The following is a 22540-nucleotide window of genomic DNA, read 5'->3' as shown; positions in this document are numbered from 1 at the left end:
TCGCCTGGATGTAGGCACGCACCTTCGGCGTCGTCGTCGCATTGCCATGCAGCTTCACGAGCATCGCTGTTCCTCCAGCCAGGCCAAACCGGAGGCTACACCCAAACCATCTCGCCAAGCTCTCGGGACACAACACCTTCGCGGGGAATTACGGAGTTGGGAGCGGCCGTCAGGTACATATTGATCCACGCCCAACACGCCGCCGAGCGCGCATAACGGCGTTCTCTTGCCGTGATTGTGCGACAGGCATAGCGTCCTTCCCGCGAACCATAACGGGGAGGGACCGCCATGCAGAAGCGGCTCGTAGCGTGTTTGCTCAGCGTACCTATGTTGGTCATGGCCGCCGTTCCGACGGCCGCCGAGACCTGGAAACCGGCCCCCGGCGAGGCCAAGACCTTCTATGACGCCGATTTCCTGAGGGTGGACGAGAAGTCCGGCCTGGTGGTGCTGCGCATCGCCGAAGGCAAGGGCGGCGGGCCGTACAAGGCCTGGCCGGCCGGCAAGGGCCCGATCATGCTGTTCGCCCTCGACTGCGCCGCCGACAAGTGGATGGACCTCGGCATGGACTTCGCCGGCGACAAGGGCCTGCCCAAGAACTGGCGGCAGGAAGCCAAGGTCGACGACATCTCCGGCGCGGCGGGCAAGGCCGGCAAGCTGGCCTGCGAGACCAAGGACAGCCTGGTGAAGGTTCCGTTGCCCTAAGCGTGGCGAGACCCCCTCCGGTCCTTCGGGCCAGCTCGTCCAGAGGGGGATCTTGGCGCCTCAGATGCTCCCCCTCTGGGGAGCTGTCGCGAAGCGCCCGAGGGGTCTTCTAAGGTGCGACCCGCGCCAGCTTGTCGGGGTTGCGCATGGTGTAGACGGCGGCGATGCGGCCCTCGACGATATCCAGGCCCCAGGTCTGGAACACCACGCCTGCGTGCGACAGCACCACGCCGGGCTGGCCGTTGATGCGCGCCAGGCGCACGCTCGTGTCGCCGGGGTGGGGCCACTTGCGGGCGATGCCTTCCAGCAGGCGCACGGCGTTCTCGAGGCCGAACACCGGGTTCATCGTCGCCGAGGCCTTGCCGCCGCCGTCGGCGTGCATGACCACGTCTTGCGCCAGGAGGCCTCGCAGCGTCGCGGCGTCGCCGCTCATCGCCGCGGCGATGAAGGCCTGCGTCAGGCGGCGCTCCTCGTCGGCGCTGGGCTTGTAGCGCGGCTTGCCGGCCTTGACGTGGTCGCGGGCCCGGGCGGCCAGCTGGCGCACGGCGGCCTCGGATCGGTCCAGGGTGGCGGCGATCTCGGAAAAGGGCGTGTCGAACACGTCGTGCAGCAGGAAGGCGGCGCGTTCCAGCGGGGTCAGGCGCTCCAGCGCCAGCAGGAAGGCCACGGTCAGGTTCTCGCCCAGGCCGAAGGTCTCGTCGACATCGACCACCGGCTCGGGCAGCCATTCGCCCACATAGAGCTCGCGGCGGGCGCGAGCCGACTTCAGCCGGTCCAGGCACAGGCGCGAGACCACGCGGTTGAGAAAGGCGCTCGGGTTGTCGACGCTGGCCTCGTCGACCTCGCGCCAGCGCAGCCAGGCGTCCTGCACCACGTCCTCGGCCTCGGCCCGCGAGCCGAGCATGCGATAGGCCAGGCCGGTCATAGCGTGGCGGCGGCTTTCGAAGATCATGTCGGCGGTAGTCATCGGCGTATCCCCAGGTGCTCGCCGACAGGACGAGGCCAGGGCGCCAGACGTGACACGGCCGCGAAGTTTTTTCCCGACAATTCCACGCCGCCGGGAGGAGGGGCCCAGCGGCGTGGCGGGGGAGGCCCTATTCGGCCGCGTTGGCGGCGGCAGAGCGCAGGGCGGCGTAGTCGGCGCGCGCCTGGCCCAGGGTCTCGGTCACGCACGAGGCGTAGTTGGGGTGGCGGCTGCTCTTCAGCGCCTTGACGCACACCTGGCGGGCGGCGCGGGTCAACTCGTCGCTGACGACGGCCGAGGGCTTGCCGGTCACCGAGACGCGTTGCGAGGCGCCGCTCAGCAGGGTTTCGGCGGCGACCGGTTGAGCCGCGGCCAGCAGGGCGAAGGCGGCGGCGGTGATCAGGGGGAGCTTGGTCATAGGGTCGTTCCTTGTTTGCGCTATGGGGAGTTTGCGCGTGGCGCGACCCCTCGCTTTGCGCTGGATCAACCGCCGCCCTTAAAATTGACCGATCGGTCCCCTTTTTCAAGGGGGAGGTCGAAACCGCGACAATCTGCCCCGCCTTGCCTTCCGGCGGCGTCGCGTCTAGGTTCCGCGCCCGCTCTTTCCCACTGCCATCGTCCGTCTCCCGCCGCCGCGCGTCTGCGCGCCGGTGCAGGGAATTCCATAGGATATCCGCCCGTGCCCACGCCTTCCGCCCTTCTCAACGTGATGATCGACGCCGCGCGCAAGGCCGCCCGGGGTCTGGCCCGTGACTTCGGCGAAGTCACCGAGCTGCAGGTTTCCAAGAAGGGCGCGGGCGACTTCGTGACCAACGCCGACCTCAAGGCCGAGCAGACCCTGTTCGAGATCCTCAGCAAGGCGCGTCCGGGCTACAGCTTCCTCGGCGAGGAACGCGGCATGGTCGAGGGCACCGACAAGACCCACACCTGGATCGTCGACCCGCTGGACGGCACCACCAACTTCATGCACGCCATCCCGCACTTCGCGGTCAACATCGCCCTCCAGCGTGAGGGCGAGGTCGTCGCCGGCGTCACCTACAACCCGATCACCCACGACCTGTTCTGGGTCGAGAAGGGCCGTGGCGCGTTCCTAGGCGCCGAGAAGCGCCTGCGCGTCGCCGCCCGCAAGCACCTGGACGAGTCGGTTCTGGCCACCGGCGTGCCGTTCGTCGGCAAGCCCGGCCACGGCCAGTTCCTGAAGGAACTGCACCAGGTCAGCCAGAAGGTCGCCGGCGTTCGTCGCTTCGGCGCCGCCTCGCTCGACCTGGCCTGGGTGGCCGCGGGCCGCTTCGACGCCTATTGGGAACGCAACCTGAAGCCCTGGGACGTCGCCGCCGGCGTGCTGATGGTTCAGGAGTCGGGCGGCAAGGTCACCACCATCGAAGAGCACGGCGACCCGGTGCAGGGCGCCTCGATCCTGGCCTCGAACCCCGAGCTGCACCCGCAGGTTCTGAAGGCCCTGCAAGCGGCCGGCTGAGGCGCGTCGCCAGACTGGCTTGGAAGGGGCTCCGGAATTTCCGGGGCCCTTTTTCATTTGCGGGTGAGCTTTTCTTCTCCGCCTCCCTCGCCCGCTTGGCGAGGGCCGTCCTGCCTGGGTCTGAGCGGCGGGAACATGGATCCTGAGCACAAGGTCCAAGAAGGCAAGATGGCGGCGCCAAACCGCCATCGGCCCCTCGCCAAACCGTCACACCCGCGCGCTAATCAGCGCCCATGACCCTACTGACCCGCCGCGCCATGACGACCGCCGCCCTTGCCGGCACCATGGGCGCCAGCATGATCCCGACCATGGTCCGCGCCGGGGTGCGCAAGCCGATCGTCATCGCCCATCGCGGGGCGTCGGGTGAGCGTCCCGAGCACACGCTGCTGGCCTATGGCCTGGCCGTGGACCAGGGCTGCGACTTCATCGAGCCCGACCTCGTCGTCACCAAGGACGGCCACCTGGTGGTGCGCCACGAGAACGAGATCGGCGGCACGACCGACGTGGCCGCCCGGCCCGAGTTCGCCGCTCGCAAGGCGACCAAGGCCATCGACGGCGAAAGCCTGACGGGCTGGTTCACCGAGGACTTCACCCTGGCCGAGATCAAGAGCCTGCGGGCCCGCGAGCGGCTGCCGCAGTTGCGTCCAGCCAGCGCCGCCTTCGACGGCCAGACCGGCGTGCTCACCTTCGACGAGGTGGTCGCCTTCGCCCGCGCCGAGAGCAAGCGCGTGGGCCGCACGATCGGCGTCTATCCGGAGATGAAGCACCCGGCCTATTTCGCTTCGATCGGCCTGCCCATCGAGGGGCGGATGATCGAGGCGCTGAAGCGCAACGACCTCAACTCCAAGACCGCGCCGGTGTTCGTGCAGTGCTTCGAGGTCGGACCGCTGAAGACCCTGCGCCTGAAGACGCCCGCGCGCCTCGTTTTGCTGGTGGCGGGCGAGGGCGGTCCGGCCGACCTGCCGGGCGTCAAGTACGCTGACCTGGTCACGCCGGAGGGCCTGAAGGGCGTGGCGGCCTATGCCGACGGCCTGGGCCCTGAGAAGACGATGATCGTCCCGCAGGACAAGCAGACCCTGCTGCCGACGACCTTGCTGGTGAAGGACGCCCATGCCGCGGGTCTCCTGGTGCATCCCTGGACGGTGCGGGCCGAGAACTACTTCCTGCCGACCAGCCTGCGGCGGGGTAATGCCAGCGCCGCCGACTACCTGGCCCAGCGCGGGGATGTCACGGCGGTGCTGAAGGCGCTGTACGCCGCCGGGGTCGACGGGGTGTTCAGCGACTTCCCGGGTCTGGCGGTCGCCGCGCGCGGCTGATCATGGTTTGGGCGAGACGGGCGTTTCCTCAACGCCGTCCGCCGGAACGTCACACGCGGGCGTTGCAAGCGGCGCATGCTGGCCTCTCCAGACCGGGAGGCCCGCATGACCCAACCGTTCCAGCTTTCCCTGGCTCCGCGCCAACTGACCCAGACCATCAATCCGTGGTCGTGGAGCTTTGGCGATTTCTCGCTGTTCACCGTCAATCTGGGCCAGTCTCGCAGTCCCGAGGTCGAGGCGCGGGTGCTGGACGAGGTGGGCAGCTACGGCCGCCAGATCGGCCGCATCAGCGAGGCGCTGCTGGTCCTGGTCGACTGGGCGGAAAAGCAGCCTGACGGCCCGTCCAGCCCGGCCTTCCAGGCCCTGCGCGACCAGGTGGCCCATGTGGCCCTGATCAAGAAGGCGATCGAGGCCGAGAAGGCGGCCGGCTAGCCGGCCTTGCGCAGGGCCTGCAGGCGGAAGCCGCCGCGCGTACCGGCGATGAAGCACAGCAGGGCGACCGTGCTCAGCAGCAGACTGAAGGCGATCTGGAGCGGCACCACGAGGCCCATGACGGCCTTGCCGCCAGCCAGACCCAGGGCCGTGGTCAGCAGGCCATAGGCCGCGAACAGCAGCATCATCAGTGGGATCATCCGCGTCAGCCGCCGCCACTGGACGACGCCCAGCCAGACATAGACGAGCCCGATGGCGATGGTGAAGCCGATGGTGGCCCAGGCCATGGTCGGTCCCATGGTCGCCAGCACCGCCTGGGTGACGGCCGGGTCCCGGCCGGCGCTGTCGGCCAGGGCCGCCTCGCGCATCTTGGCCAGGTAGGTGTCGAACCGGAAGAAGATCATGGCCGCGCCGATGACGCTGCCGACGGCGGTCAGCCAGGCCCCGACCGCCCCGGCGCGGGCCGCGCGCGCGGCGGTCTCCTCGTCCGGCAGCTTCGCGAACGGGTTCAGGACGGCCAACTTGTCGATCACGATACGCACCCCCAGGACGAAGGGCGCGAGCATTCGCCGCCCGCGCGCGCTTCGTCAACCGAGGCAGGCGTGATCAGGCCGCCTCGACGCCGAACTGCAGGCGGGCCAAGCGCGCATACAGGCCGCCCTTGGCCACCAGGTCGGCGTGCTTGCCTTCCTCGACCACGCGGCCTTCCTCCATGACCACGATGCGGTCGGCCTGCAGCACGGTGGCCAGGCGGTGGGCGATGACCAGGGTGGTGCGGCCGCTCATGGCCGCGTCCAGGGCCTGCTGCACCAGTCGCTCGTTCTCGGCGTCCAGCGCGCTGGTGGCCTCGTCGAGCAGCAGGATGGGGGCCTGGCGCACCAGGGCGCGGGCGATGGCCAGGCGCTGGCGCTGGCCGCCCGACAGGGTCTTGGCGCGCTCGCCGACGGGCGTGTCGAAGCCCTGGGGCAGGGCGGAGATGAAGCCGGTGGCCTGGGCCGCGTCGGCGGCGGCGCGGGCCTCGTCCTCGGTGGCGTCGGCGCGGCCGAAGCGGATGTTGTCCATGGCCGAGCCCGAGAACAACGGCGAGTCCTGGGCGACCAGGGCCATGGTCCCGCGCACCTCGGCGGGCGTCGCCTCGCGCAGGTCGACGCCGTCCAGGCGGATCGCGCCGCCCTGCGGGTCGTAGAAGCGCAGCAAGAGGCGCAGCACGGTGCTCTTGCCCGCGCCCGAGGGGCCGACAAGGGCGACCGTCTCGCCCGGCTTCACGGTCAGGGTAAAGCCGTTGAGGGCCGGCAGGTCCGGGCGGCCCGGATAGGCGAAGGCCACGTCGCTGAAGGCGATCTCGCCGCGCACGGGCGAGGGCAGGGCCTTGGGCGCCTGCGGCGGGGCGATGCCGGGCTTGGCGTTCAACAGCTCGGCGATGCGGTCCATGGCCCCGGAGGCTTTCTGGACATCGCCCCACACCTCGCCAAGGGCGCCGACCGAGCCGGCGGCCATGATCGCCAAGAGGGCGAACTGGGCCAGAGTGCCTGGCGTCATCTCGCCCTTCAGGACGAGCTGGGCGCCGAACCACAGCAGGAGGGTCACGCCGCCGAAGGCCAGGGTGATGACCACCGAGGTCATCATGGCCCGCGCGCGGATGCGGCGCACCGAGGCGTCGAAGGCGGTCTCGACGGCCGAGCCGAACCGGCGGTCGGCCTCGCGCTCGCGCACGAAGGCCTGGACGGTGTCGAGCGCGTCCAGGCTCTCGCCGGCATAGCCTACGGCGTCGGCGAAGCGGTCCTGCGCCGTCGCGGAGAGTTTGCGGACGTTGCGGCCCATCAGGAACATCGGCACCAGCACAACCGGCACCATCAGCACGATGAAGCCCGCCAGCTTGGGGCTGACCACGGCCATGTAGCCCAGGCCCCCGACCAGGCTGAGGGTGTTGCGGATGGCGATCGAGGCCGAGGCGCCGACCAGCTGGTCGATCAGGGTGACGTCGGTGGTCATGCGCGACAGCACTTCGCCGGTGCGAGTCTTGAGGAAGTAGGCCGGGTCCAGCGACAGCACGTGGCCATAGAGCGCGCGGCGCAGGTCGGCCACGACCCGCTCGCCCAGGCGCGTGACGAAGAAGAAGCGCGCGGCCGTGGCCACGGCCAGCACCAGGGCGACGCCGCCCAGCAGCAGGAAGGCGCTGTTGACCGAACCGTGCGAGCCCTTGGCGAATCCCTTGTCGATCACCTCCTTGAAGGCGGCGGTCAGGCCCAGGGTGGCGCTGGTCGAGAACAGCAGGAAGAACCCCGCCGCCAGGGCGTCGCCGATGTGGCGGCGAACGAACGGCAGGAGGTGGGCGAGGGGCCGGATGTCCTTGCGGCGCGGGCGGCGGGCGGCCGCCTCGCTCAGGCTCTGGGCCAGTTCGGCGCCGGCGCCGGGGCGGCCATCGGCCGAAATCTCGCCGCCGTTAACGTCGGTCATCAACTGGGTCCTTGCCAAAATCGCGCGGGTTCTTTATAGCCGCGCGTCTTCGAGGGCCACCCCGCTGGTGGTGCTCACCCACATTTCACGCCGCGCTCTAGTCGGTTGGACCGTCCGATGAAACAGAACATTCACCCCGACTACCACTTCATCACCGTCACCCTCACCGACGGCTCGAGCTACCAAACCCGCTCGACCTACGGCAAGGAAGGCGCGAACCTGGCGCTCGACATCGACCCGCGCACCCACCCGGCGTGGACGGGCGGCAACGCCCAGCTGATGGACCGTGGCGGCCGCGTCTCGCGCTTCAACGCCAAGTTCGCTGGTTTCACCGCGAAGAAGGCCTAAAGCCTCCAAGTCTCGCCGTAAGGGCGACGAAAAGCCGGCTCCGCGTTCGCGGGCCGGCTTTTTCTGTATCTGGGCTCTGGTTTGGTGATGTGGTCCTCGCCCTTCGACAGGCTCAGGGTGAGGACCGGTAGAGGCCGTGCGGTAGAAAACCTCATCCTGAGCTTGTCGAAGGACGAGGTTTTCGGTTCCAGGCTCAGCGCCAGGCGGTGGTAGTTTCGGCTTCCGGCTTGAAGTCGAACTCGCCATCGGTCGAGGCCGACAGGTCGCGCCAGGCGTCCAGCTCGCCTTGCAGGCTGTCGATCTTGGCCTGCACCATGGCCAGGGCGTCCGTGCCGGCGCACCAGCGGACGGGCGGCCGTTCGGCGTTGGCCAGGGTCACCAGGGCCTGGCCCAGGCGCAGGGGATCGCCGGCCTGGTTGCGGCTGCGGGCGTCGTAGAAGGCCTTCAGGTCGGCGGCGACCTGGGCGTAGTCGTCGATGGCGTGCGAGGCGTGGCGCACCGAGGTCGGCTCCAGGAAGTCGGTGCGGAAGAAGCCGGGCTCGACCACCGTGACGTGGATCCCGAAGCGGCGGACCTCGCCGGCCAGGGATTCGGAGAAGCCCTCCACAGCGAACTTCGAGGCGCAGTACAGCGTGCCGCTCTCGCCGCCGACGATGCCGCCCACCGACGAGACGTTGAAGATCCGGCCCGAGCGCTGGGCGCGCATGGCCGGAAGCACGGCGCGGGTGACGTGCATCAGGCCAAAGACGTTGGTGTCGTACTGTGCCTGGGCGTCGGCCGCGGTCGACTCCTCGAACACCGACAGGTGGCCGTAGCCGGCGTTGTTGACCAGCACGTCGATACGGCCAAAGCGCGCCAGGGCCGCGTCGACGGCGGCTTGCACCTGGTCGGGGCGGGTCACGTCGAGGGCCAGGGACAGCAGGTTGTCGGCGTCGGGGCCGAGGGTCTCGACCAAGCCCTGGCGGTTGCGGGCGGTGGCCACGACGCGGTCGCCGGCGGCCAGGACGGCGTGGACGATGTCGGCGCCGAGACCGCGCGAGGCGCCGGTGACGAACCAGGTGCGGGGGGCGGTGGAAGTCATGGGGAAGCTCCTTCTGAGGAGCTTGCAGGATGAGCCGAGACCGGGTGGAGGCCGTAGACGGATGCCGCCAGCCTCTTGCACGATCCTGCCATAGGGATGATCGTCATTGCTCGGGAAGGCCTTCAGCGGTTGAATGTCGCCATGAGCAAGTTGCCCGAACTCGTCGCCCTGGTGCGCAGCCATCTGGGAACGGCCTCGACGGACGGCGTCGGTCCGCTGGTCCCGCCGGGCCTGCACCTGATCGCCAGCACGACCGTCACCGAGGCCCAGCAGCTGGTCTATGAGCCGATGCTGTGCCTGATCCTCGACGGGTCCAAGACCACGACCCTGGGGGCCGAGAGCTATCCCTATCGCGCCGGCGAATATCTGGTGGTGTCGGCCGATCTGCCGGTCAGCGGGCGAGTGATCGCCGCGCCCTACCTGGCTGTGGGGATCCCGCTGGACCCCGCCATGATCGCCGACCTGCTGGTCGAGGCCGGGGAGGTCGTGCCCGAGATCACGCCGACCCGGGCCCTGGCGATCAGCCGGATGGACGATGAGCTGATCGAGACGGTGATGCGGCTGGTGCGCCTGCTGGACCGTCCGCGCGAGGCGGCGGTGCTGGGGCCGATGGTCCGGCGCGAGCTGATGTGGCGCCTGCTGAACGGCGAGCGGGGCGGCATGATGCGCCAGATCGCCTCGTCGGGCGGCCGGCCGGACCAGGTGCGCCGGGCCATCCGCTGGCTGCGCGCGCACTATGCCGAGCCGATGCGCATCGAGGAACTGGCGCGGGTGGCGGGCATGAGCGAGACCTCGCTGCACCGGCACTTCAAGGCGGTGACCGCCATGAGCCCGTTGCAATACCAGAAGCAGATCCGCCTGCAGGAGGCGCGCAACCTGCTGATGGTGCAGGGCCGCGACGTGGCGGGCGTGGGCTTCGCCGTGGGCTACGACAGCCCCTCGCAGTTCAGCCGGGAGTACGCGCGCCTCTACGGCCGCCCGCCGGGCCGCGACATGGTGCGACTGCGGGCCGATCCGTCTCTGAGTGTGGCGGTGTAGGGGGCATGCAATTGGTCGGACTAATAAGGTTTTTCTATCTGAAGTCCGACTTCTGAGCTCCCGATATAGCCTGGCGGATCAACTCTACCTGCTCGCCCAAAGACGTCATCAGGTTGATGGCGCAGCTTTGCACACGCTGTTTTCCGCAGACGCCTACGCCTCCGCTCAAATAGCTATCGAGAGTTCTCTCATCGCCTTTGATGAGGAATGTGTAATTGTAGATCGTTTGGTTGCCGCCATCGTCGGGATCCATCGTAACGATAGAGACCTTCAGAATCGCGTCGTTGCTCAGAGTGAAGCTGCCCGAGCGCCCAATTTGATCGCGAAAGTGAAAGGCAAGTTGCCGTCCAACAGAATCATTAGCCGTCGCGGAAAAAGCTACTGGCAGCTTTTCCTCTGCAATTGCGTTTGCATGACAACTCACAGCGAGCGCTAGCGTTAGGGCCGCTATTGGATAACGACGCATCATACCATCGCTCCAGAAGGTGTCATGTAGGGGAACTTTATCCCCCATGCTGGAGCTTGGCCACGTCTAGCTGTTGTGGCGATAGAGCGCACTGCCCCTCAGGCCGCGCCTCAGCGCGGCGGGGCGAAGCGGATGACGTTTTCGCCCAGGAAGGGCTCTTCGGAGGCTTCCGGGGCCGGCGCGAACAGCGGCTCCATGGCGTCGGCGGTGGCCGTGGGGCTTTCGGGCTTCTCAGGGGGCTTGGGGGCTGCCAGCAGGATGGGCATGCGCACCGAGACGCTGGTGCCCGCGCCCAGGCGGCTTTCGACATGCATCTCGCCGCCATGCAGCTGGGCGAAGGCGCGAACCAGCGACAAGCCAAGGCCGGTGCCCCTGGCGCGCTGGTCGACGCCGCCGGCCTGCTCGTAGGGGCGGCCCAGGCGTTCGAGGTCCTCGGGGCTGATGCCGACGCCGGTGTCGGCCACCACGATCTCCAGCATGCCGTCGTGGCCGTCGGCCGTGACCGTCACCTGACCGCCGCGGGGGGTGAACTTCAGGGCGTTGGACACCAGGTTCAGCACGATCTGCTTGAGGGCGCGGCGGTCGGCGTCGACGTCCAGCTCGCCCGGCGGCAGCACGCCGCGCAGCTGCACGCCCACGCTGTCGGCCTGCACGCGCAGCAGGCGCATGGCGGCGTTGACGGCCTCGCGGGCGTCGAACTCTCCGCGCGACAGCTCGAAGCGCTCGGCCTCGATCTTCGACATGTCGAGCACGTCGTTGATCAGGTCCAGCAGGTGGCGGCCGCTTTCGTGGATCAGTTCGGCATATTCGCCGTAGCGGTCGGTCAGGGGGCCGAACATGCGGGCGCGCATGATGTCGGAGAAGCCCATGATGGCGTTCAGCGGCGTGCGCAGCTCGTGGCTCATATTGGCCAGGAAGCGGGCGCGGCCGGCGGCCAGCTGCTCGGCGTCGGCGCGGGCCTGGTCCAGCTGCTGCACGTGGCGGGTCTCGGCGGTGACGTCGCGCAGCACGCCGACCAGCATGCCGGGGCCGACCCGGCGCAGGGTCAGCGACAGGGTCTTCTCCGGGGCCTCGGCGGCCGGGAAGGTCAGGGTCGCCTGGTGCTCGCGCAGGGCCTGGCCCAGGGCGAAGTCGACGCGGGCGCGCTCGCCGGCGACGGCGGCGTGCGACAGGCCGTCGATCATGATCCTGTCCAGCGCCGCGCCTTCTGGGGCGACGCCGCGCACGGTGCGCACACGCCCTTGCAGGGTGACGACGAAGGCCAGGAACGGCAGGCCGTCCAGCAGGGTGGACAGGGCCGTCAGCTCCGACAGGTTGCGCACGTCGCGCTCGCCGGCCCGGCGGTGGGTCAGCATCAGGCCGGCGGCGAGGCCAAGGCCGGTGGTGGCGACGGCCAGGAAGCCGAGGATGAAGGCGGTGGGACCCGTGGGCGGCGGCGGGGCCAGGCCCGACAGCTGGGTCAGGGCGGCCATGGCGCCGCCGATGAGGGCCAGGGCCGCGCCCTCGGCCAGGCGGCGCGGGGCGGCCAGGGTCGAGGCGGCGGCCACGGGCGCCAGGCACCAGGCGCTCATGGCGCCCGAGACGCCGCCGGTCAGGGCCGCGGCGATCGCGCCGCCGGCGGCCCAGCCGACCAGCAGCATCGATTGGGTGCGTTCGTCCTCGCTGTCGCCCAGCAGCAGGGCGGCGATGGCGGGCAGGGCGCCGGCCAGCAGGGCCGTCCAGATCGGCCAACCCGTCGAGCCCGGAGTGAAGGCCACCGCCCCGCCGGCCAGCAGGGCCGCGGCCAGCCAGCCCAGACGCCAGGCGCGCGCCGTCTCGCCCGCGCCGAGCGCGGGGCGAAAGGCGGCTTCATCCTGCCGCGGCTGCACCGGGTCGATGTCCAAGGGGACGGGTCCGCCTCAAAAGGTTCGTTATTGGTGAATCCTAACCCCGCTTCGGCCGATCCCCCAAGCGCGCACAATTGTGGGGCGACCGGCCGAGTCCAGCTTCTTGTGGACGGAAACGGTTTCGTAAGCGGGTTGGTTCAGGGTGGCACAGAATGCCTTTGCGGACAGAAGGTCCGGGAGTTTCATATGTCTCAGACGGCGTCCGCGGACGCTTCGTTTACAGCCGAAGAGCCCGCCGAAAGCGTGGCTGGGGCTGATTCGCGCGGTGCGCAGCGGGGCGCCGAAGGCCCCACCGCGACGTTTCGCCGCGCCGCCGCCCGCGCGCGCCGCAAGGCCGCCCTCGACGATCAAAAGCGTTCCTTCCTGCGCATGGTCAGCCACGAGCTGCGCACGCCCCTGAACGCCGTCATCGGTTTCTCGGAGATTCTGGCCAGCGAGCTCTACGGCCCGCTCGGCTCGCCGCAATACAAGGAGTACGCCAAGCTGGTGCACGAGAGCGGCCTGAAGCTGCTGAAACTCGTCAACCAGATCGTCGAGATCGCGCGCCTGGAAGGCCACGTCACCGACCTGGACGTCGCCGCCGAGCCGCTGGACGAGGCGGTCGAGGACGTGATGGCCCAGCTGCGGGCCGAGTGCGAGGCGCGGGGCGTGGTCCTCAGCGCGCCGGACCTGGTGGGCATGCCGGGCGTGCTGTCCGACCGCCGGGGCCTGCGCACCATCCTTTCCAACCTGATGCAGAACGCCGTCGCCCATTCGCCGCGGGACGGGGTGGTGACCATCGAGGCCGAGCGCGTGGCCGGGGGCGTGGTCGAGATCTCGATCCGCGACCAGGGCGAGGGCGTCGACGCCGCCGACCTGCCGCGGCTGCTGCGGCCCTTCGAGCAGGGCGGCGGAGCGTCTCTTACGCGGACGGGCGAGGGGGTGGGTCTTGGCCTGCCGATCGTCGACCTGCTGACCCGGGCGATGAACGGTTCGCTGCGCCTGAAGTCGGCGCCGGGGCAGGGGCTGACCGCGATCGTGAGCCTGCCCGGCGCCTGACGGCTTGCATCAGGGGCGCGGCCCGCCTAGATGCCGCGCCATGAGCACCAGCCCCATCGACGCCGCCCTCGACGAACTGGCCGACGAGTTCGAAATGCTCGGCGACTGGGAAGAGCGCTATCGCTACGTAATCGAGCTGGGCAAGGACCTCGAGCCGCTGACGGCCGAGGAGCACTCCGAAGAGAACAAGGTGCGCGGCTGCGCCAGCCAGGTGTGGCTGGTCACCGAGCCGCAGGGCGACGGAACCGTGCGCTTCCGCGGCGACAGCGACGCCCACATCGTCAGCGGGCTGATCGCCGTGGTGCTGCGGCTCTATTCGGGCGCCCAGGCCGGGGACATCGCCGCTTTCGACGCTTCGGCGGCCATGGCGCGCCTGGGGCTGTCGGAAGCGCTGTCGTCGCAGCGCTCCAACGGCCTCAAGTCGATGGTCGCCCGCATCCAGCGCGACGCGGCGGCGCTGGCGGCGTGAGGCTCAGCGCGTGAACCCTCTCCCTTCGACAGGCTCAGGGTGAGGGTTCATGTCAGGCCACGACGCATGAATTCGACCTCATCCTGAGCTTGTCGAAGGACGAGGTCGTCTCCTTGCGCCCTAGAAGAACCCGGCCCGATTGCCGATGAACACGATGGCCACGACGATCAGCAGAAGCTGGATCAGCCAGTTCACGGGCGAGGGGATCGGCGAGCGCTGGACGGCGTAGAGGGCCAGGCCAAGCAGCACGAGGGCGATGATGACGGTGATCAGGATGCTCATGGCCCGGTAACCCGCGTTGTGCGCGCTTGGTTCCGGCCGTGCTTGAGCAGACCCGTACGATCTTCTATGGCCCGCCCATGACCTCGACCTGGCGCATCGCCGCCCTCTACCGCTTCGCGACCTTCGACGACCCGGAGGCGATCCAGGCCGATCTGGCCAAGCTGTGCTGCGGGTTGAAGGTCAAGGGCACGCTGCTGCTGGCGCGAGAGGGGATCAACGGCACCATCGCCGGGACGCCGCAGGCGATCGACGCGGTCATCGCCCATATCCGCACTCTGCCGGGCTGCGAGGCGCTGGAATTGAAGTTCGCCGACGCCGACCATGCGCCGTTCCACCGGCTGAAGGTCAAGGTGAAGGCCGAGATCGTCACGCTGGGCGAGCCCGATCTGGATCCGGCCCACAATCACGGCGTCCACGTCGACCCGGCCGACTGGAACGCCCTGATCGCGCAGGACGACGTCATCGTCATCGACACCCGCAACGGCTACGAGGTCGATTGCGGCACGTTCGAGGGGGCGATCGATCCCAAGACCCCCAGCTTCGCCGACTTCCCCGCCTGGTTCGACGCCTTCCGCCAGACCTGGGACCCGGCCGCGCCGGCCCCGAAGGTGGCGATGTTCTGCACCGGCGGCATCCGCTGCGAGAAGTCGACGGCTCTGTTGAAGGCGCGCGGCGTCGAGGAGGTGTTCCACCTCAAGGGCGGGATCCTGAACTACCTGGAGAGCGTGCCGCAGGATGAGAGCCTGTGGCGCGGTGAGTGCTTCGTGTTCGACGAGCGGGTGGCCGTCGGCCATGGCCTGTCGCAGGGCACGCACGCCCTGTGCCGGGGCTGCCGGATGCCGGTGTCGGAAGCCGACCGGGCCTCGCCGCTGTATGTCGAGGGCGTGGCCTGCCCGCGCTGCCACGACAGTCGCAGCGACGACCAAAAGGCCCGCTACGCCGAGCGCCAGCGCCAGGCCGCGCGCGCCCTGGAACTGGGTATCGACCATGTGGGCGCAAGCCTGTCGCCGAAACCTCCACGCGAGGCCTGACGGATCGCCCTTGCCCGCACGGCGTTATCTCCGCGACCCCTTCACAAGGACATGGAGACAGACGCCATGGTCGCCTACGACCCCACGCTCAATCCCGGCCAGACCAACGGCGCCGGCCCGGCCCGCGCCCGCCAGAGCCTGATCGACACGCTGTCGGACAAGGTTTCGAACTTCCTGGACCATCAGTCCAAGCCCGCCGATCCGCAGGCTCCGATCGCCGACTACGCCGTCGGTTCGCCGGCGAAGAAGCCGCTGACCATCGCCGGCCGCGAAGTCCACATCGGCGGCCGCACCGTACCGCTGGCCGTCGCCGTGCTGGGCGGGGCGGTGCTGGCCGGCCTGCTGATCAACAAGCGCACACGCGGCGCGGCGATCACCGCGGCCGGCACGGCCTGGACCTTCCTGCAATCGAAGAAACCGTAAGGCTCCGCTTCGAACCTTTTCCGGAGAGGCCGCGTTGCTGCGGTCTCTCCATTCGAAGCTCAGGGAGCCCAAGCATGGCCCATACGAACGAAGACCATATCAAGCTCGTCAACGGCCTGGTCGAGATCACCATCGACAGCGCCGACGGCTACGAGGAAGCCGCCAAGGACGCCGAGAGCAGCCGCTTCAAGAGCCTGTTCCAGGCCCGCGCCCAGGAGCGTCGCGTCATCGTCTCGGACCTGCAGGCCGAGGTCCGCCGCCTGGGCGGCACGCCGGACGACGACGGCAGCATCCTGGCCGCCGCCCACCGGGTGTTCCTCAATGTCCGCGACGCCCTGACCAAGGGCGACGAGGCGGTGGTCAAGACCGTCGAGGACGGCGAGGACCACATCAAGGCCAAGTACGAAAAGGCCCTGGGCGACGTGGATATCCAGCCGGAGACCCGCCGCGCCATCGAAGGGGCCTACGCCAAGGTCAAGGCCGGCCACGACCAGATGCGCGACATCAAGCACGCCCAACAGGCGTCGTAGGTCGCTTCAGGACAGGCGGGAGGGTTCACGCCATCCCGTAATGCGCCGCAAGGCGCTGCAAGGCCGCCTTGAGGGCGGCCTTGCCCGTTCTGGGCTTCATGCCCAGGGCTACCTCGGTTCCTTGCAGAGACGTGCCGGTGAGGCAGATCAGGGTCAGGATCGGCATGGCCTCCGCCCCAACCGCCTCCATGGCCCTTCCCAGGCGCTGGCGGGCGGCGTGGGCGCGCTCCATCGGCTCCAGGCGCGAACCGCCGCCCGATCGCGGCGTCGGGTCCCAACGCATGGTCAGGCGGCCGACGATCCCGGAGGCATGGGCGTCGGCCGACAGCTTCTCGCCTGCGGCGTGCTCGGCCCGGGTGATGTGCTTGCGGTGCAGCAGCCAGTCCAGCGGGGCCTCGCCCAGATTGGCGCGGTGCGTCGTCGCGCGGCCGTCGGGCTCCACTACCGTCTTCTCGCCCTCTACGAAGCCGGGACGACCGGGCGGCGGAGAAGGAGCCTGCGACGACAGCCGCCAGCCGCCGTCGGTACGCGGAACCAGCCGAGCGAACAGCTTGCGGAAGGCGGCTTCGTCGATGACCAGCATCGGGCGGCGGCCGCGGGCGAAGCGTACGGCGTAGGCCAGGCCCCTGGCCTCGATCACCGAGCCGGCGCGGGCCAACAGGCGGGCGGCGCGGTCGGCCAGATGCTCGGCCTCCAGTTCGCCCTCGAGAATGCCGGCGGCGCTCATCGGCCCAGCCCCGCGCGCTGGAACTCGATGCCGGCCAGGTCGGGAATGGTCTCGGGCGCCTGGCGCACGCAGGCCTCCAGCGCGGTCATGCGGGCGTCGAACACCCGGTCCTCGCGCAGGTCCTCGATACGGTGGCAGGCGTGGGCGCAGGTGGTGCGATCGCGGCCGAAGGCGAAGGCCACGCGGGTCAGCGGCCAGTGGAAGATCACGTGCGCCAGGTAGATCGAGATCTGCCGTGCGCGGGCGGCCGACTTGTTGGTGCGCTTGTCCGAGGCGATGTCGATCGGCGCGACGCCGGTGGCCAGGGCCACGGCGTGGGTGACGAAGGCGGCGGCCAGCCGGTCGCGACGCGGGTCGGGCGAGATCGCCCAGGCCTCCTCCAGGATTTGAGCGAGCATGATGGTCCCTCAAGAGCGGCGCCCCCAATGACGCCCATGAGCATCAGCCTAGGCTGATATTCCTCTTGTAGGATAACTTTCCTATTTCGCGCGTCCAGCGAAAATCTAAACTACTGATTGTATTGTGTCGGTCGTTCGCCTGTCCCCGTCCGACGACGGGGACAGGCGTCTCGATCAGGGCTGGCCGGGCGCCGGCGCGGCTGCCGCCGCCGGCGGGTTGGGCTTCAGCAGCTCGGCCTCGATGGCCACCTGCACCTCGTCGCCCACGCCCATGGTCGAGCCCGGCTGGGGCACGCCGTAGGAGACGCCGAAGTCCGAACGCTTGAAGCTGCCGGTCAGCGAGAAGCCGATGCGGGCGTTGGGATCCATGGGCGGATAGCCGGTGTAGCCGCCGTTGAACCTGGCCTTCAGGGTCACGGGCTTGGTCACGCCGTGCAGGGTGAGGTCGCCGGTGACGTCGGCGGTGTCGTCGCCGGTCTTGGCCACCTTGGTCGAGCGGAAGGTGATGGCGGGGTACTTGGCCGCATCCAGCCACTGCGGGCCCAGAAGCTCCTCGGTGAAGCCCTTGGGCGGGGCGGGCAGCAGCAGTGAGCTGGTCTTGATGCTGGCCTCGATATGGGCGCTCTCGATCGCCTTCGGATCGAGGGTCAGCTTGGCGTCGAAGTCGGAAAAGCGGGCCGTGTACCACGAGAAGCCCAGGTGATTGACCTTGAAGCTGAGGTCGGCGTGGGTCTTGTCCAGGGTGTAGTCGCCGGCCGGCAGGTCGGCGGGCGGCTTGGCCGCTGTCGGGGCGGCGGCGCTTTCGCTGGCCGGCTTGGCCGGGGCGTCGCTCTTGGCGGCCTTCTGGTCGGAGCAGGCGCAAAGCGCCAGCAGCAGGGCGCCGCCGACCGCGAGCTTCGAGGCGTAGGACATGAAACCTCCCTTTTTAAGCGGGGAGGTTCGGCCCGGGGCGACGATGGGGTCAACCCCGGGACGTGGCGCAGCTTGCCGTTTATTTCCGCGCGGCGATCCAGGCGTCGGTCCGCGCCTCCAGCACCGCCAGGGGCGTCGAGCCGCCCAGCAGCACCAGGTCGTGGAAGGCGCGCTCGTCGAACTTCGGGCCCAGGGCGGTCTCGGCGCGCTTGCGCAGCTCCAGGATCTTCAGCTCGCCGATCTTGTAGGACAGCGCCTGGCCAGGCCAGGAGACGTAGCGCTTCAGCTCGACCTCGATATTGGTCGAGGAGAGGGCGCTGTTTTCGGTGAAGCAGGCGCGAGCCTGTTCCAGGCTCCAGCCCTTCCAGTGCATGCCGGTGTCGGCCACCAGCCGGCAGGCGCGCCACATTTCGTAGGACAGGCGGCCGAAGAGCTCGTAGGGGTCGCGATAGATCCCCATCTCCTCGCCCAGCCATTCCGAATAGAGCCCCCAGCCCTCGCCGAAGGCGCTGAAATAGAGGTTCTTGCGGAACTCCGGCCCAGCCTGCTCCTGGGCCAGAGAGGTCTGGACGTGGTGGCCCGGCGCGCCCTCGTGCAGCACCAGGGCCGGCAGCTCGTAGAGCCCGCGCTGGTCCAGGTCGGAGGTGTTGATCATCAGCCCGCCGGCGCGGCCGGCCTTCGGGTCGCCGCCGAAATAGCGGCCGGTGGTGTAGCCCTTCTCGATGCTGGCCGGCACCGGACGCACGCCGTAGGTCAGGCGCGGCAGGGCCCCGAAGTGGGCCGGCAACTGGTCGTCGGCGCGCTTGGCGATCTCGCTGGCCTTTTCCAGCAGCTGCTGGCGGCTGGTGGCGTAGAAGCGCGGATCTGTGCGCAGGAAGGTCAGGAAGGCCGGCAGGTCGCCCTTGAAGCCGGCCTCCTTCATCACCGTCTCCATCCGGGCGCGGATGCGGCGCACCTCGGCCTGGCCGATCTCGTGCACCTGGTCGGGCGTCATGTCGGTGGTCGTGTAGCGCTTGACCAGGAAGGCGTAGTAGCGCTTGCCGTCGGGCAGGTCGCCGGCCGCCAGGCTCTTGGCGGATTTCGGCAGATATTCGTCCTGCATGAAGGCGACGAAGCTGGCGCGGGCCGGGGCGACCTTGGCCTTCAGCACGGCCTCGCCTTCGGCGATCAGGGCGGCCTTGCGTTCGGCCGGCACGCTGGCGGGCAGGGCGCGCAGCGGGGCCAGCAGCGGATCCTCGGAGGGCGGCGTGGCGGCGGTGCGCTGGGCGCGTTCCAGCACCGACTGGGCGGTCATCCGGGTATGGACGAAGCCTGTGGCGATCCCGCGCCGGGCCTCGGCGATGTTGGCGGCGTACCAGTCGGGCGCCTGGGCCAGCAGGGCGATCCACTTCCTGGCCTCGTCCTCGGTCTTCAGGCGGGCGCTGCTGGCGCGATAGAGCAGGGCGACGTCGAAGCCGCCGTCGCTGCTGAACGGCATGCGGCTCTCGTCGAACGACAGCCCCGTGAGCTTGTCGTCGAGGCTCCAGGCCAGGATCTGGCGGGTCAGCTTCTCGTCGTCGGACAGGCCGGCCGCGTCGACCTCGCCCAGCAGGGCCTTGGCCTTCTCGTACTTGGCCTTGCGGTCGGCGTCGGCCTTGGGGCCGACCGGCGGCAGGCGCCAGCGGGCGGCGTCCGAGCCGCTTTCCTCGTCGTCGATGGCCGAGACCGATTCATAGGCCTTCACGGCCTCGGTCAGGCGGGCCGAAGCGGTCGGGGCGGCCGCATGCGCGCCGCTCGCCAGCAGCACGGCCGACAGGGCCGCGCCGGCGGCGAGGCGGAGAAGATGATGACGCATGGACGCTCCCCGGAATGAACGAGGGGGAGGTTAGAGCAGGATTTGCCGCCGGGCCAAACGGCCCCGCTTCGCATCCGGATCAGAATGTGAGGAAGAGGAAGAAAATGGAGCGGGCGAAGAGATTCGAACTCTCGACATCCACCTTGGCAAGGTGGCGCTCTACCACTGAGCTACGCCCGCGCACCGATTTTCTTGTCTCGTCCATCCGTCTCCGCAAGGGAGGGAATGGAGCGGGCGAAGAGATTCGAACTCTCGACATCCACCTTGGCAAGGTGGCGCTCTACCACTGAGCTACGCCCGCATCGAAGAGGCTGAAAGCAGCGCCCCGCGACGAGGAGGCGGCTTATGGCAGAGCGTTCCGTGCTTGGCAAGCACTGTCGCGCAACTTCATTGGGGATGAATGCCGCACTTGCGGAAAGGCCCGTTTCGACGGCTCATTGGTCCCTTGGATTTGAGGGCGGGGCTCTGGGTTTGCGTCTGTTCGTGTTCGGATTGGGCTATGTCGGCGCCGCCTTCGCCGAATCTCTGGCCGCGCGCGGCTGGTCGGTCAGCGCGACGGGCCGCACGCCGCAGGCGCGGGCCGCCGTCGAGGCCCTGGGCTTTTCCGCCGTCGATCCCGACGACAAGGCCGCCATGGCCCTGGCCATGCGTGGCGTGAACGCGGTGCTGGTGACCTCGCCGCCCACCGGCGAGGGCTGTCCGGCCCTCGAGGCGGTGATTCCCGCCCTGGCCGCCGCCGAGGCTTTCCCCGACTGGATCGGCTATCTGTCGACCACCGGCGTCTATGGCGACTTCGACGGGGGCTGGGTGTTCGAATCAAGCCCGCTGAAGGCCCAGTCGGTCGAGGGCGCGCGCCGGGTCGGCGCCGAGCGCGACTGGCGCCAGGTGTGCCGCGGCATGGGCCTGACGATCGCCACCTTCCGGCTGCCGGGGATCTATGGCCCCGGCCGTAGCGCCTTCGACCGCCTGCGGGCCGGCGAGGGCCGCCGAATCGTCAAGCCGGGCCAGGTATTCAGCCGCATCCACCGCGACGACATCGTCTCGGGACTGCTGGCCTCGCTGGAAAAGCCCCGCGCCGGGGCGGTCTACAATCTGTGCGACGACGAGCCGGCCCCGCCGCAGGACGTCATGGAGCACGCCGCCCGGCTGCTGGGCGTTCCAGTCCCGCCCGACCTGCCGTTCAACGCCCTGGGCCTGTCGCCCGCCACTCGCCGCTTCTACGCCGAGAACAAGCGCGTCTCGAACGCCCTGGCCAAGGCCGAACTGGGGTGGCGGCCAGCCTATCCGACCTATCGGGAAGGGCTGGCCGCCATCCTGGCGAACGGCGGCTGAGGCCTATTTCTTGGCCGCGGCGGCCGCTTCTTCTCGGACCTGAACGCGCTTGCTGATCTCCTGCATCGTCGCGCCGCGCTTTTCCAGTTCGCCGCCGCAACGCACCAGCATGGCGCGGGTGTCGGCCTCGGTCAGGCCCGCGCTGAGGGCGACCATCTGGTCCTCGATCTTCTTGTCCGACAGCTTCGCGTCGATGCGGCCCATGAAGTAGAGCGCGCCCATCTGGCCGATCTGCTTGGCGCTCTCGTCGTCGCTGGCGGCCAGCAGCGAGGTCACCACGAAGCAGCGAAGGTCTTCGCTGGGCGAGGACGCCGCGGGCGCTTGAGCCTGCGCGCTGGAGGCGATGGACAGCGCGCCTCCCAGGGCGGCAGCGATGGAAAACTTGTGAAGACGCATGAAACCCCCGCTCAAACTCGAGGCCGAATCGACCTGGGCGCGAGCTTGGCCATGCGGCCCGACCCTGGGCAATGGCCTTGCGCCGTCAGTCCTCGTCGTCGCCCAGATCCGCCGCCGCCCAGGCCGCGGCCGAGGCCTGGCCAGCCGAACGGGCGGCGGCCGCGCGGGCCAGGCGGCGGGCGACCGGGTCGTCGTCCACGGGCGTGGCCAGCACGCGGGCTTCGGCCACGGCGGCTGCCAGGCGCTCCAGGTCCTGAGGACGCGACAGGCGGTGGTCGCCGTCCTTGATCAGCGAGAAGACGACGTTCTGGCTGGTCAGGCCGTTGGCCAGCTCCAGGGCGTGGGTCCAGGGCACGTCGGCGTCCGCCCCGCCTTGCAGCACGCGCACGGGCACGTCGATCGGCACGGGGCCGGGCAGGATCGACCAGCGGGCGCCGTCCTCCAGCAGGTTGCGGGTGATGGCGTAGCCGCCGTCGTCGTACTCCGACGGCCGGATCCAGAAGCCGTCGCGCGCGATGGCGGCCTTGGCCTCGTCCGACAGCTCGGGGGTCATCAGCTTGTCGGTGAAGTCGGGGGCGGGGGCGATCAGCACCAGGGCCTTCACGCGCTCGGGCCGGGCGATGGCGGCCAGGCAGGCCAGCCAGCCGCCCATGGACGAGCCGACCAGCACCAGCGGCCCTTCGGTCAGTTCGTCGATGACGGACAGGGCGTCGGCGCGCCAGCGGCTGATCGTGCCGTCCTTGAAGGCGCCCGACGATTCGCCGTGGCCGAAATAGTCGAAGCGGACATAGGCGCCGCCCGTGGCCAGGGCCTGGTCGGCCAGGACCTGGGCCTTCGTACCGGTCATATCGGAGTGAAAGCCGCCCAGCCACACCACCGTGGGGCCTTCGCCGTCGATCCTGCGGTACGCGAGATGCTGATTTTCCTCGCCCGGGTGGAAATCGCGGACTTCGGTCATGGCGCGGCCTTGTTCGTTTCGCTAACTAACCCTCCTAACCTCT

General features: G+C 69.4%; 26 protein-coding genes and 2 tRNA genes. 12 read left to right on the top strand and 16 right to left on the bottom strand.

Annotation, left to right across the window (positions count from 1 at the left end; all coding sequences use genetic code 11):
• Positions 1-288 precede the first annotated feature (288 nt).
• Positions 289-702 carry a hypothetical protein gene (locus tag SGCZBJ_RS18645; protein WP_101719449.1) on the top strand — a complete coding sequence of 138 codons (414 nt, stop codon included), beginning with the start codon at positions 289-291 and terminating at the stop codon, positions 700-702.
• 109 nt (positions 703-811) lie between these two features.
• Here the strand turns inward: SGCZBJ_RS18645 and SGCZBJ_RS18640 are convergent, their stop codons facing one another.
• Both SGCZBJ_RS18640 and SGCZBJ_RS18635 read right to left on the bottom strand, forming a co-directional pair.
• Positions 812-1669, bottom strand: a complete 858-nt coding sequence (locus SGCZBJ_RS18640; protein WP_101719448.1) for a sigma-70 family RNA polymerase sigma factor — start codon at positions 1667-1669, stop codon at positions 812-814.
• Positions 1670-1796: 127 nt separating this feature from the next.
• Positions 1797-2084: a hypothetical protein gene (locus tag SGCZBJ_RS18635; RefSeq protein WP_101719447.1), complete on the bottom strand. Its 288-nt coding sequence runs from the start codon at positions 2082-2084 to the stop codon at positions 1797-1799.
• Positions 2085-2345: 261 nt separating this feature from the next.
• On the opposite strand from SGCZBJ_RS18635, the gene SGCZBJ_RS18630 reads away from it, so the two are divergent.
• The 3 genes from SGCZBJ_RS18630 (at position 2346) to SGCZBJ_RS18620 (ending at position 4891) form a co-directional block, all read left to right on the top strand.
• Positions 2346-3143, top strand: coding sequence for an inositol monophosphatase family protein (locus tag SGCZBJ_RS18630; protein ID WP_165799375.1), 798 nt, complete (start codon positions 2346-2348; stop codon positions 3141-3143).
• Positions 3144-3376: 233 nt separating this feature from the next.
• A complete protein-coding gene (locus tag SGCZBJ_RS18625) occupies positions 3377-4459 on the top strand; it encodes a glycerophosphodiester phosphodiesterase (RefSeq protein WP_101719445.1) in 1083 nt (360 codons plus the stop codon).
• 105 nt (positions 4460-4564) lie between these two features.
• Positions 4565-4891: a hypothetical protein gene (locus tag SGCZBJ_RS18620; protein ID WP_101719444.1), complete on the top strand. Its 327-nt coding sequence runs from the start codon at positions 4565-4567 to the stop codon at positions 4889-4891.
• Here the strand turns inward: SGCZBJ_RS18620 and SGCZBJ_RS18615 are convergent.
• Together SGCZBJ_RS18615 and SGCZBJ_RS18610 are read right to left on the bottom strand one after the other, a co-directional pair.
• A complete protein-coding gene (locus SGCZBJ_RS18615; protein ID WP_133149292.1) occupies positions 4888-5424 on the bottom strand; it encodes a hypothetical protein in 537 nt (178 codons plus the stop codon). The genes SGCZBJ_RS18620 and SGCZBJ_RS18615 overlap by 4 nt on opposite strands.
• A gap of 73 nt (positions 5425-5497) precedes the next feature.
• Positions 5498-7351, bottom strand: a complete 1854-nt coding sequence (locus SGCZBJ_RS18610) for an ABC transporter transmembrane domain-containing protein (RefSeq protein WP_165799374.1) — start codon at positions 7349-7351, stop codon at positions 5498-5500.
• A 114-nt stretch (positions 7352-7465) separates the two neighbouring features.
• On the opposite strand from SGCZBJ_RS18610, the gene rpmE reads away from it, so the two are divergent.
• Positions 7466-7696 (top strand): 50S ribosomal protein L31, encoded by a 231-nt coding sequence (gene rpmE / locus SGCZBJ_RS18605; protein ID WP_058349579.1) that lies wholly within the window; start codon positions 7466-7468, stop codon positions 7694-7696.
• A 193-nt stretch (positions 7697-7889) separates the two neighbouring features.
• On the opposite strand, the gene SGCZBJ_RS18600 is transcribed toward rpmE, so the two are convergent.
• Positions 7890-8777 (bottom strand): oxidoreductase, encoded by an 888-nt coding sequence (locus tag SGCZBJ_RS18600; RefSeq protein ID WP_101719441.1) that lies wholly within the window; start codon positions 8775-8777, stop codon positions 7890-7892.
• A 141-nt stretch (positions 8778-8918) separates the two neighbouring features.
• Here SGCZBJ_RS18600 and SGCZBJ_RS18595 point away from each other — a divergent pair, with 141 nt between their 5' ends.
• Positions 8919-9815 carry an AraC family transcriptional regulator gene (locus SGCZBJ_RS18595; RefSeq protein WP_101719440.1) on the top strand — a complete coding sequence of 299 codons (897 nt, stop codon included), beginning with the start codon at positions 8919-8921 and terminating at the stop codon, positions 9813-9815.
• A gap of 34 nt (positions 9816-9849) precedes the next feature.
• Here the strand turns inward: SGCZBJ_RS18595 and SGCZBJ_RS25455 are convergent, their stop codons facing one another.
• A complete protein-coding gene (locus tag SGCZBJ_RS25455; RefSeq protein WP_133149291.1) occupies positions 9850-10284 on the bottom strand; it encodes a hypothetical protein in 435 nt (144 codons plus the stop codon).
• A 107-nt stretch (positions 10285-10391) separates the two neighbouring features.
• Positions 10392-12164 carry a cell cycle sensor histidine kinase DivJ gene (gene divJ, locus SGCZBJ_RS18585; protein WP_165799373.1) on the bottom strand — a complete coding sequence of 591 codons (1773 nt, stop codon included), beginning with the start codon at positions 12162-12164 and terminating at the stop codon, positions 10392-10394.
• A 189-nt stretch (positions 12165-12353) separates the two neighbouring features.
• On the opposite strand from divJ, the gene SGCZBJ_RS18580 reads away from it, so the two are divergent.
• Positions 12354-13205, top strand: coding sequence for a sensor histidine kinase (locus SGCZBJ_RS18580; protein WP_101719438.1), 852 nt, complete (start codon positions 12354-12356; stop codon positions 13203-13205).
• 40 nt (positions 13206-13245) lie between these two features.
• Positions 13246-13674 (top strand): SufE family protein, encoded by a 429-nt coding sequence (locus tag SGCZBJ_RS18575; protein ID WP_101719437.1) that lies wholly within the window; start codon positions 13246-13248, stop codon positions 13672-13674.
• A 120-nt stretch (positions 13675-13794) separates the two neighbouring features.
• On the opposite strand, the gene SGCZBJ_RS25730 is transcribed toward SGCZBJ_RS18575, so the two are convergent.
• Complete coding sequence (locus SGCZBJ_RS25730) at positions 13795-13956, bottom strand: hypothetical protein (protein WP_165799372.1); 162 nt, start codon at positions 13954-13956, stop codon at positions 13795-13797.
• Positions 13957-14033: 77 nt separating this feature from the next.
• Here SGCZBJ_RS25730 and trhO point away from each other — a divergent pair, with 77 nt between their 5' ends.
• From trhO to SGCZBJ_RS18560, 3 genes are all read left to right on the top strand, one after another.
• Positions 14034-14987: an oxygen-dependent tRNA uridine(34) hydroxylase TrhO gene (gene trhO / locus SGCZBJ_RS18570; protein ID WP_101719459.1), complete on the top strand. Its 954-nt coding sequence runs from the start codon at positions 14034-14036 to the stop codon at positions 14985-14987.
• Between the two features lie 66 nt (positions 14988-15053).
• The gene (locus SGCZBJ_RS18565; RefSeq protein WP_101719436.1) at positions 15054-15410 is read left to right on the top strand and encodes a hypothetical protein; all 357 of its coding nucleotides are present in this window, start codon (positions 15054-15056) and stop codon (positions 15408-15410) included.
• A gap of 74 nt (positions 15411-15484) precedes the next feature.
• Complete coding sequence (locus SGCZBJ_RS18560; RefSeq protein ID WP_101719435.1) at positions 15485-15940, top strand: PA2169 family four-helix-bundle protein; 456 nt, start codon at positions 15485-15487, stop codon at positions 15938-15940.
• 25 nt (positions 15941-15965) lie between these two features.
• On the opposite strand, the gene SGCZBJ_RS18555 is transcribed toward SGCZBJ_RS18560, so the two are convergent.
• The 6 genes from SGCZBJ_RS18555 to SGCZBJ_RS18530 all read right to left on the bottom strand — a co-directional run bounded on the left by SGCZBJ_RS18555 (position 15966) and on the right by SGCZBJ_RS18530 (position 20112).
• A complete protein-coding gene (locus SGCZBJ_RS18555; RefSeq protein WP_101719434.1) occupies positions 15966-16667 on the bottom strand; it encodes a DUF6456 domain-containing protein in 702 nt (233 codons plus the stop codon).
• A complete protein-coding gene (locus SGCZBJ_RS18550) occupies positions 16664-17065 on the bottom strand; it encodes a helix-turn-helix domain-containing protein (protein ID WP_101719433.1) in 402 nt (133 codons plus the stop codon). Before SGCZBJ_RS18550 ends, SGCZBJ_RS18555 begins: the two co-directional genes overlap by 4 nt.
• Before the next feature lie 174 nt (positions 17066-17239).
• On the bottom strand, positions 17240-17977 hold the full coding sequence (locus SGCZBJ_RS18545; RefSeq protein WP_101719432.1) for a YceI family protein: 738 nt from the start codon (positions 17975-17977) through the stop codon (positions 17240-17242).
• Between the two features lie 79 nt (positions 17978-18056).
• A complete protein-coding gene (locus tag SGCZBJ_RS18540; RefSeq protein WP_101719431.1) occupies positions 18057-19811 on the bottom strand; it encodes a DUF885 domain-containing protein in 1755 nt (584 codons plus the stop codon).
• 105 nt (positions 19812-19916) lie between these two features.
• A tRNA-Gly gene (locus tag SGCZBJ_RS18535) sits at positions 19917-19991 on the bottom strand.
• Between the two features lie 46 nt (positions 19992-20037).
• Positions 20038-20112, bottom strand: a tRNA-Gly gene (locus tag SGCZBJ_RS18530).
• Between the two features lie 170 nt (positions 20113-20282).
• Between SGCZBJ_RS18530 and SGCZBJ_RS18525 the strand changes: the two genes are divergently transcribed.
• Positions 20283-21143, top strand: a complete 861-nt coding sequence (locus SGCZBJ_RS18525; RefSeq protein WP_101719430.1) for an SDR family oxidoreductase — start codon at positions 20283-20285, stop codon at positions 21141-21143.
• A 3-nt stretch (positions 21144-21146) separates the two neighbouring features.
• Here SGCZBJ_RS18525 and SGCZBJ_RS18520 read toward each other — a convergent pair whose 3' ends face one another.
• Both SGCZBJ_RS18520 and SGCZBJ_RS18515 read right to left on the bottom strand, forming a co-directional pair.
• Positions 21147-21539: a hypothetical protein gene (locus tag SGCZBJ_RS18520; protein WP_101719429.1), complete on the bottom strand. Its 393-nt coding sequence runs from the start codon at positions 21537-21539 to the stop codon at positions 21147-21149.
• An 85-nt stretch (positions 21540-21624) separates the two neighbouring features.
• Positions 21625-22497 (bottom strand): alpha/beta fold hydrolase, encoded by an 873-nt coding sequence (locus SGCZBJ_RS18515; RefSeq protein WP_101719428.1) that lies wholly within the window; start codon positions 22495-22497, stop codon positions 21625-21627.
• Between the last annotated feature and the right edge of the window lie 43 nt (positions 22498-22540).

The sequence above is a fragment of the Caulobacter zeae genome (assembly GCF_002858925.1).
Lineage (GTDB): Bacteria > Pseudomonadota > Alphaproteobacteria > Caulobacterales > Caulobacteraceae > Caulobacter > Caulobacter zeae.
The sequence above is the reverse complement of the archived record's forward strand: the minus strand, read 5'-3'. Positions and strand labels throughout refer to the sequence as shown.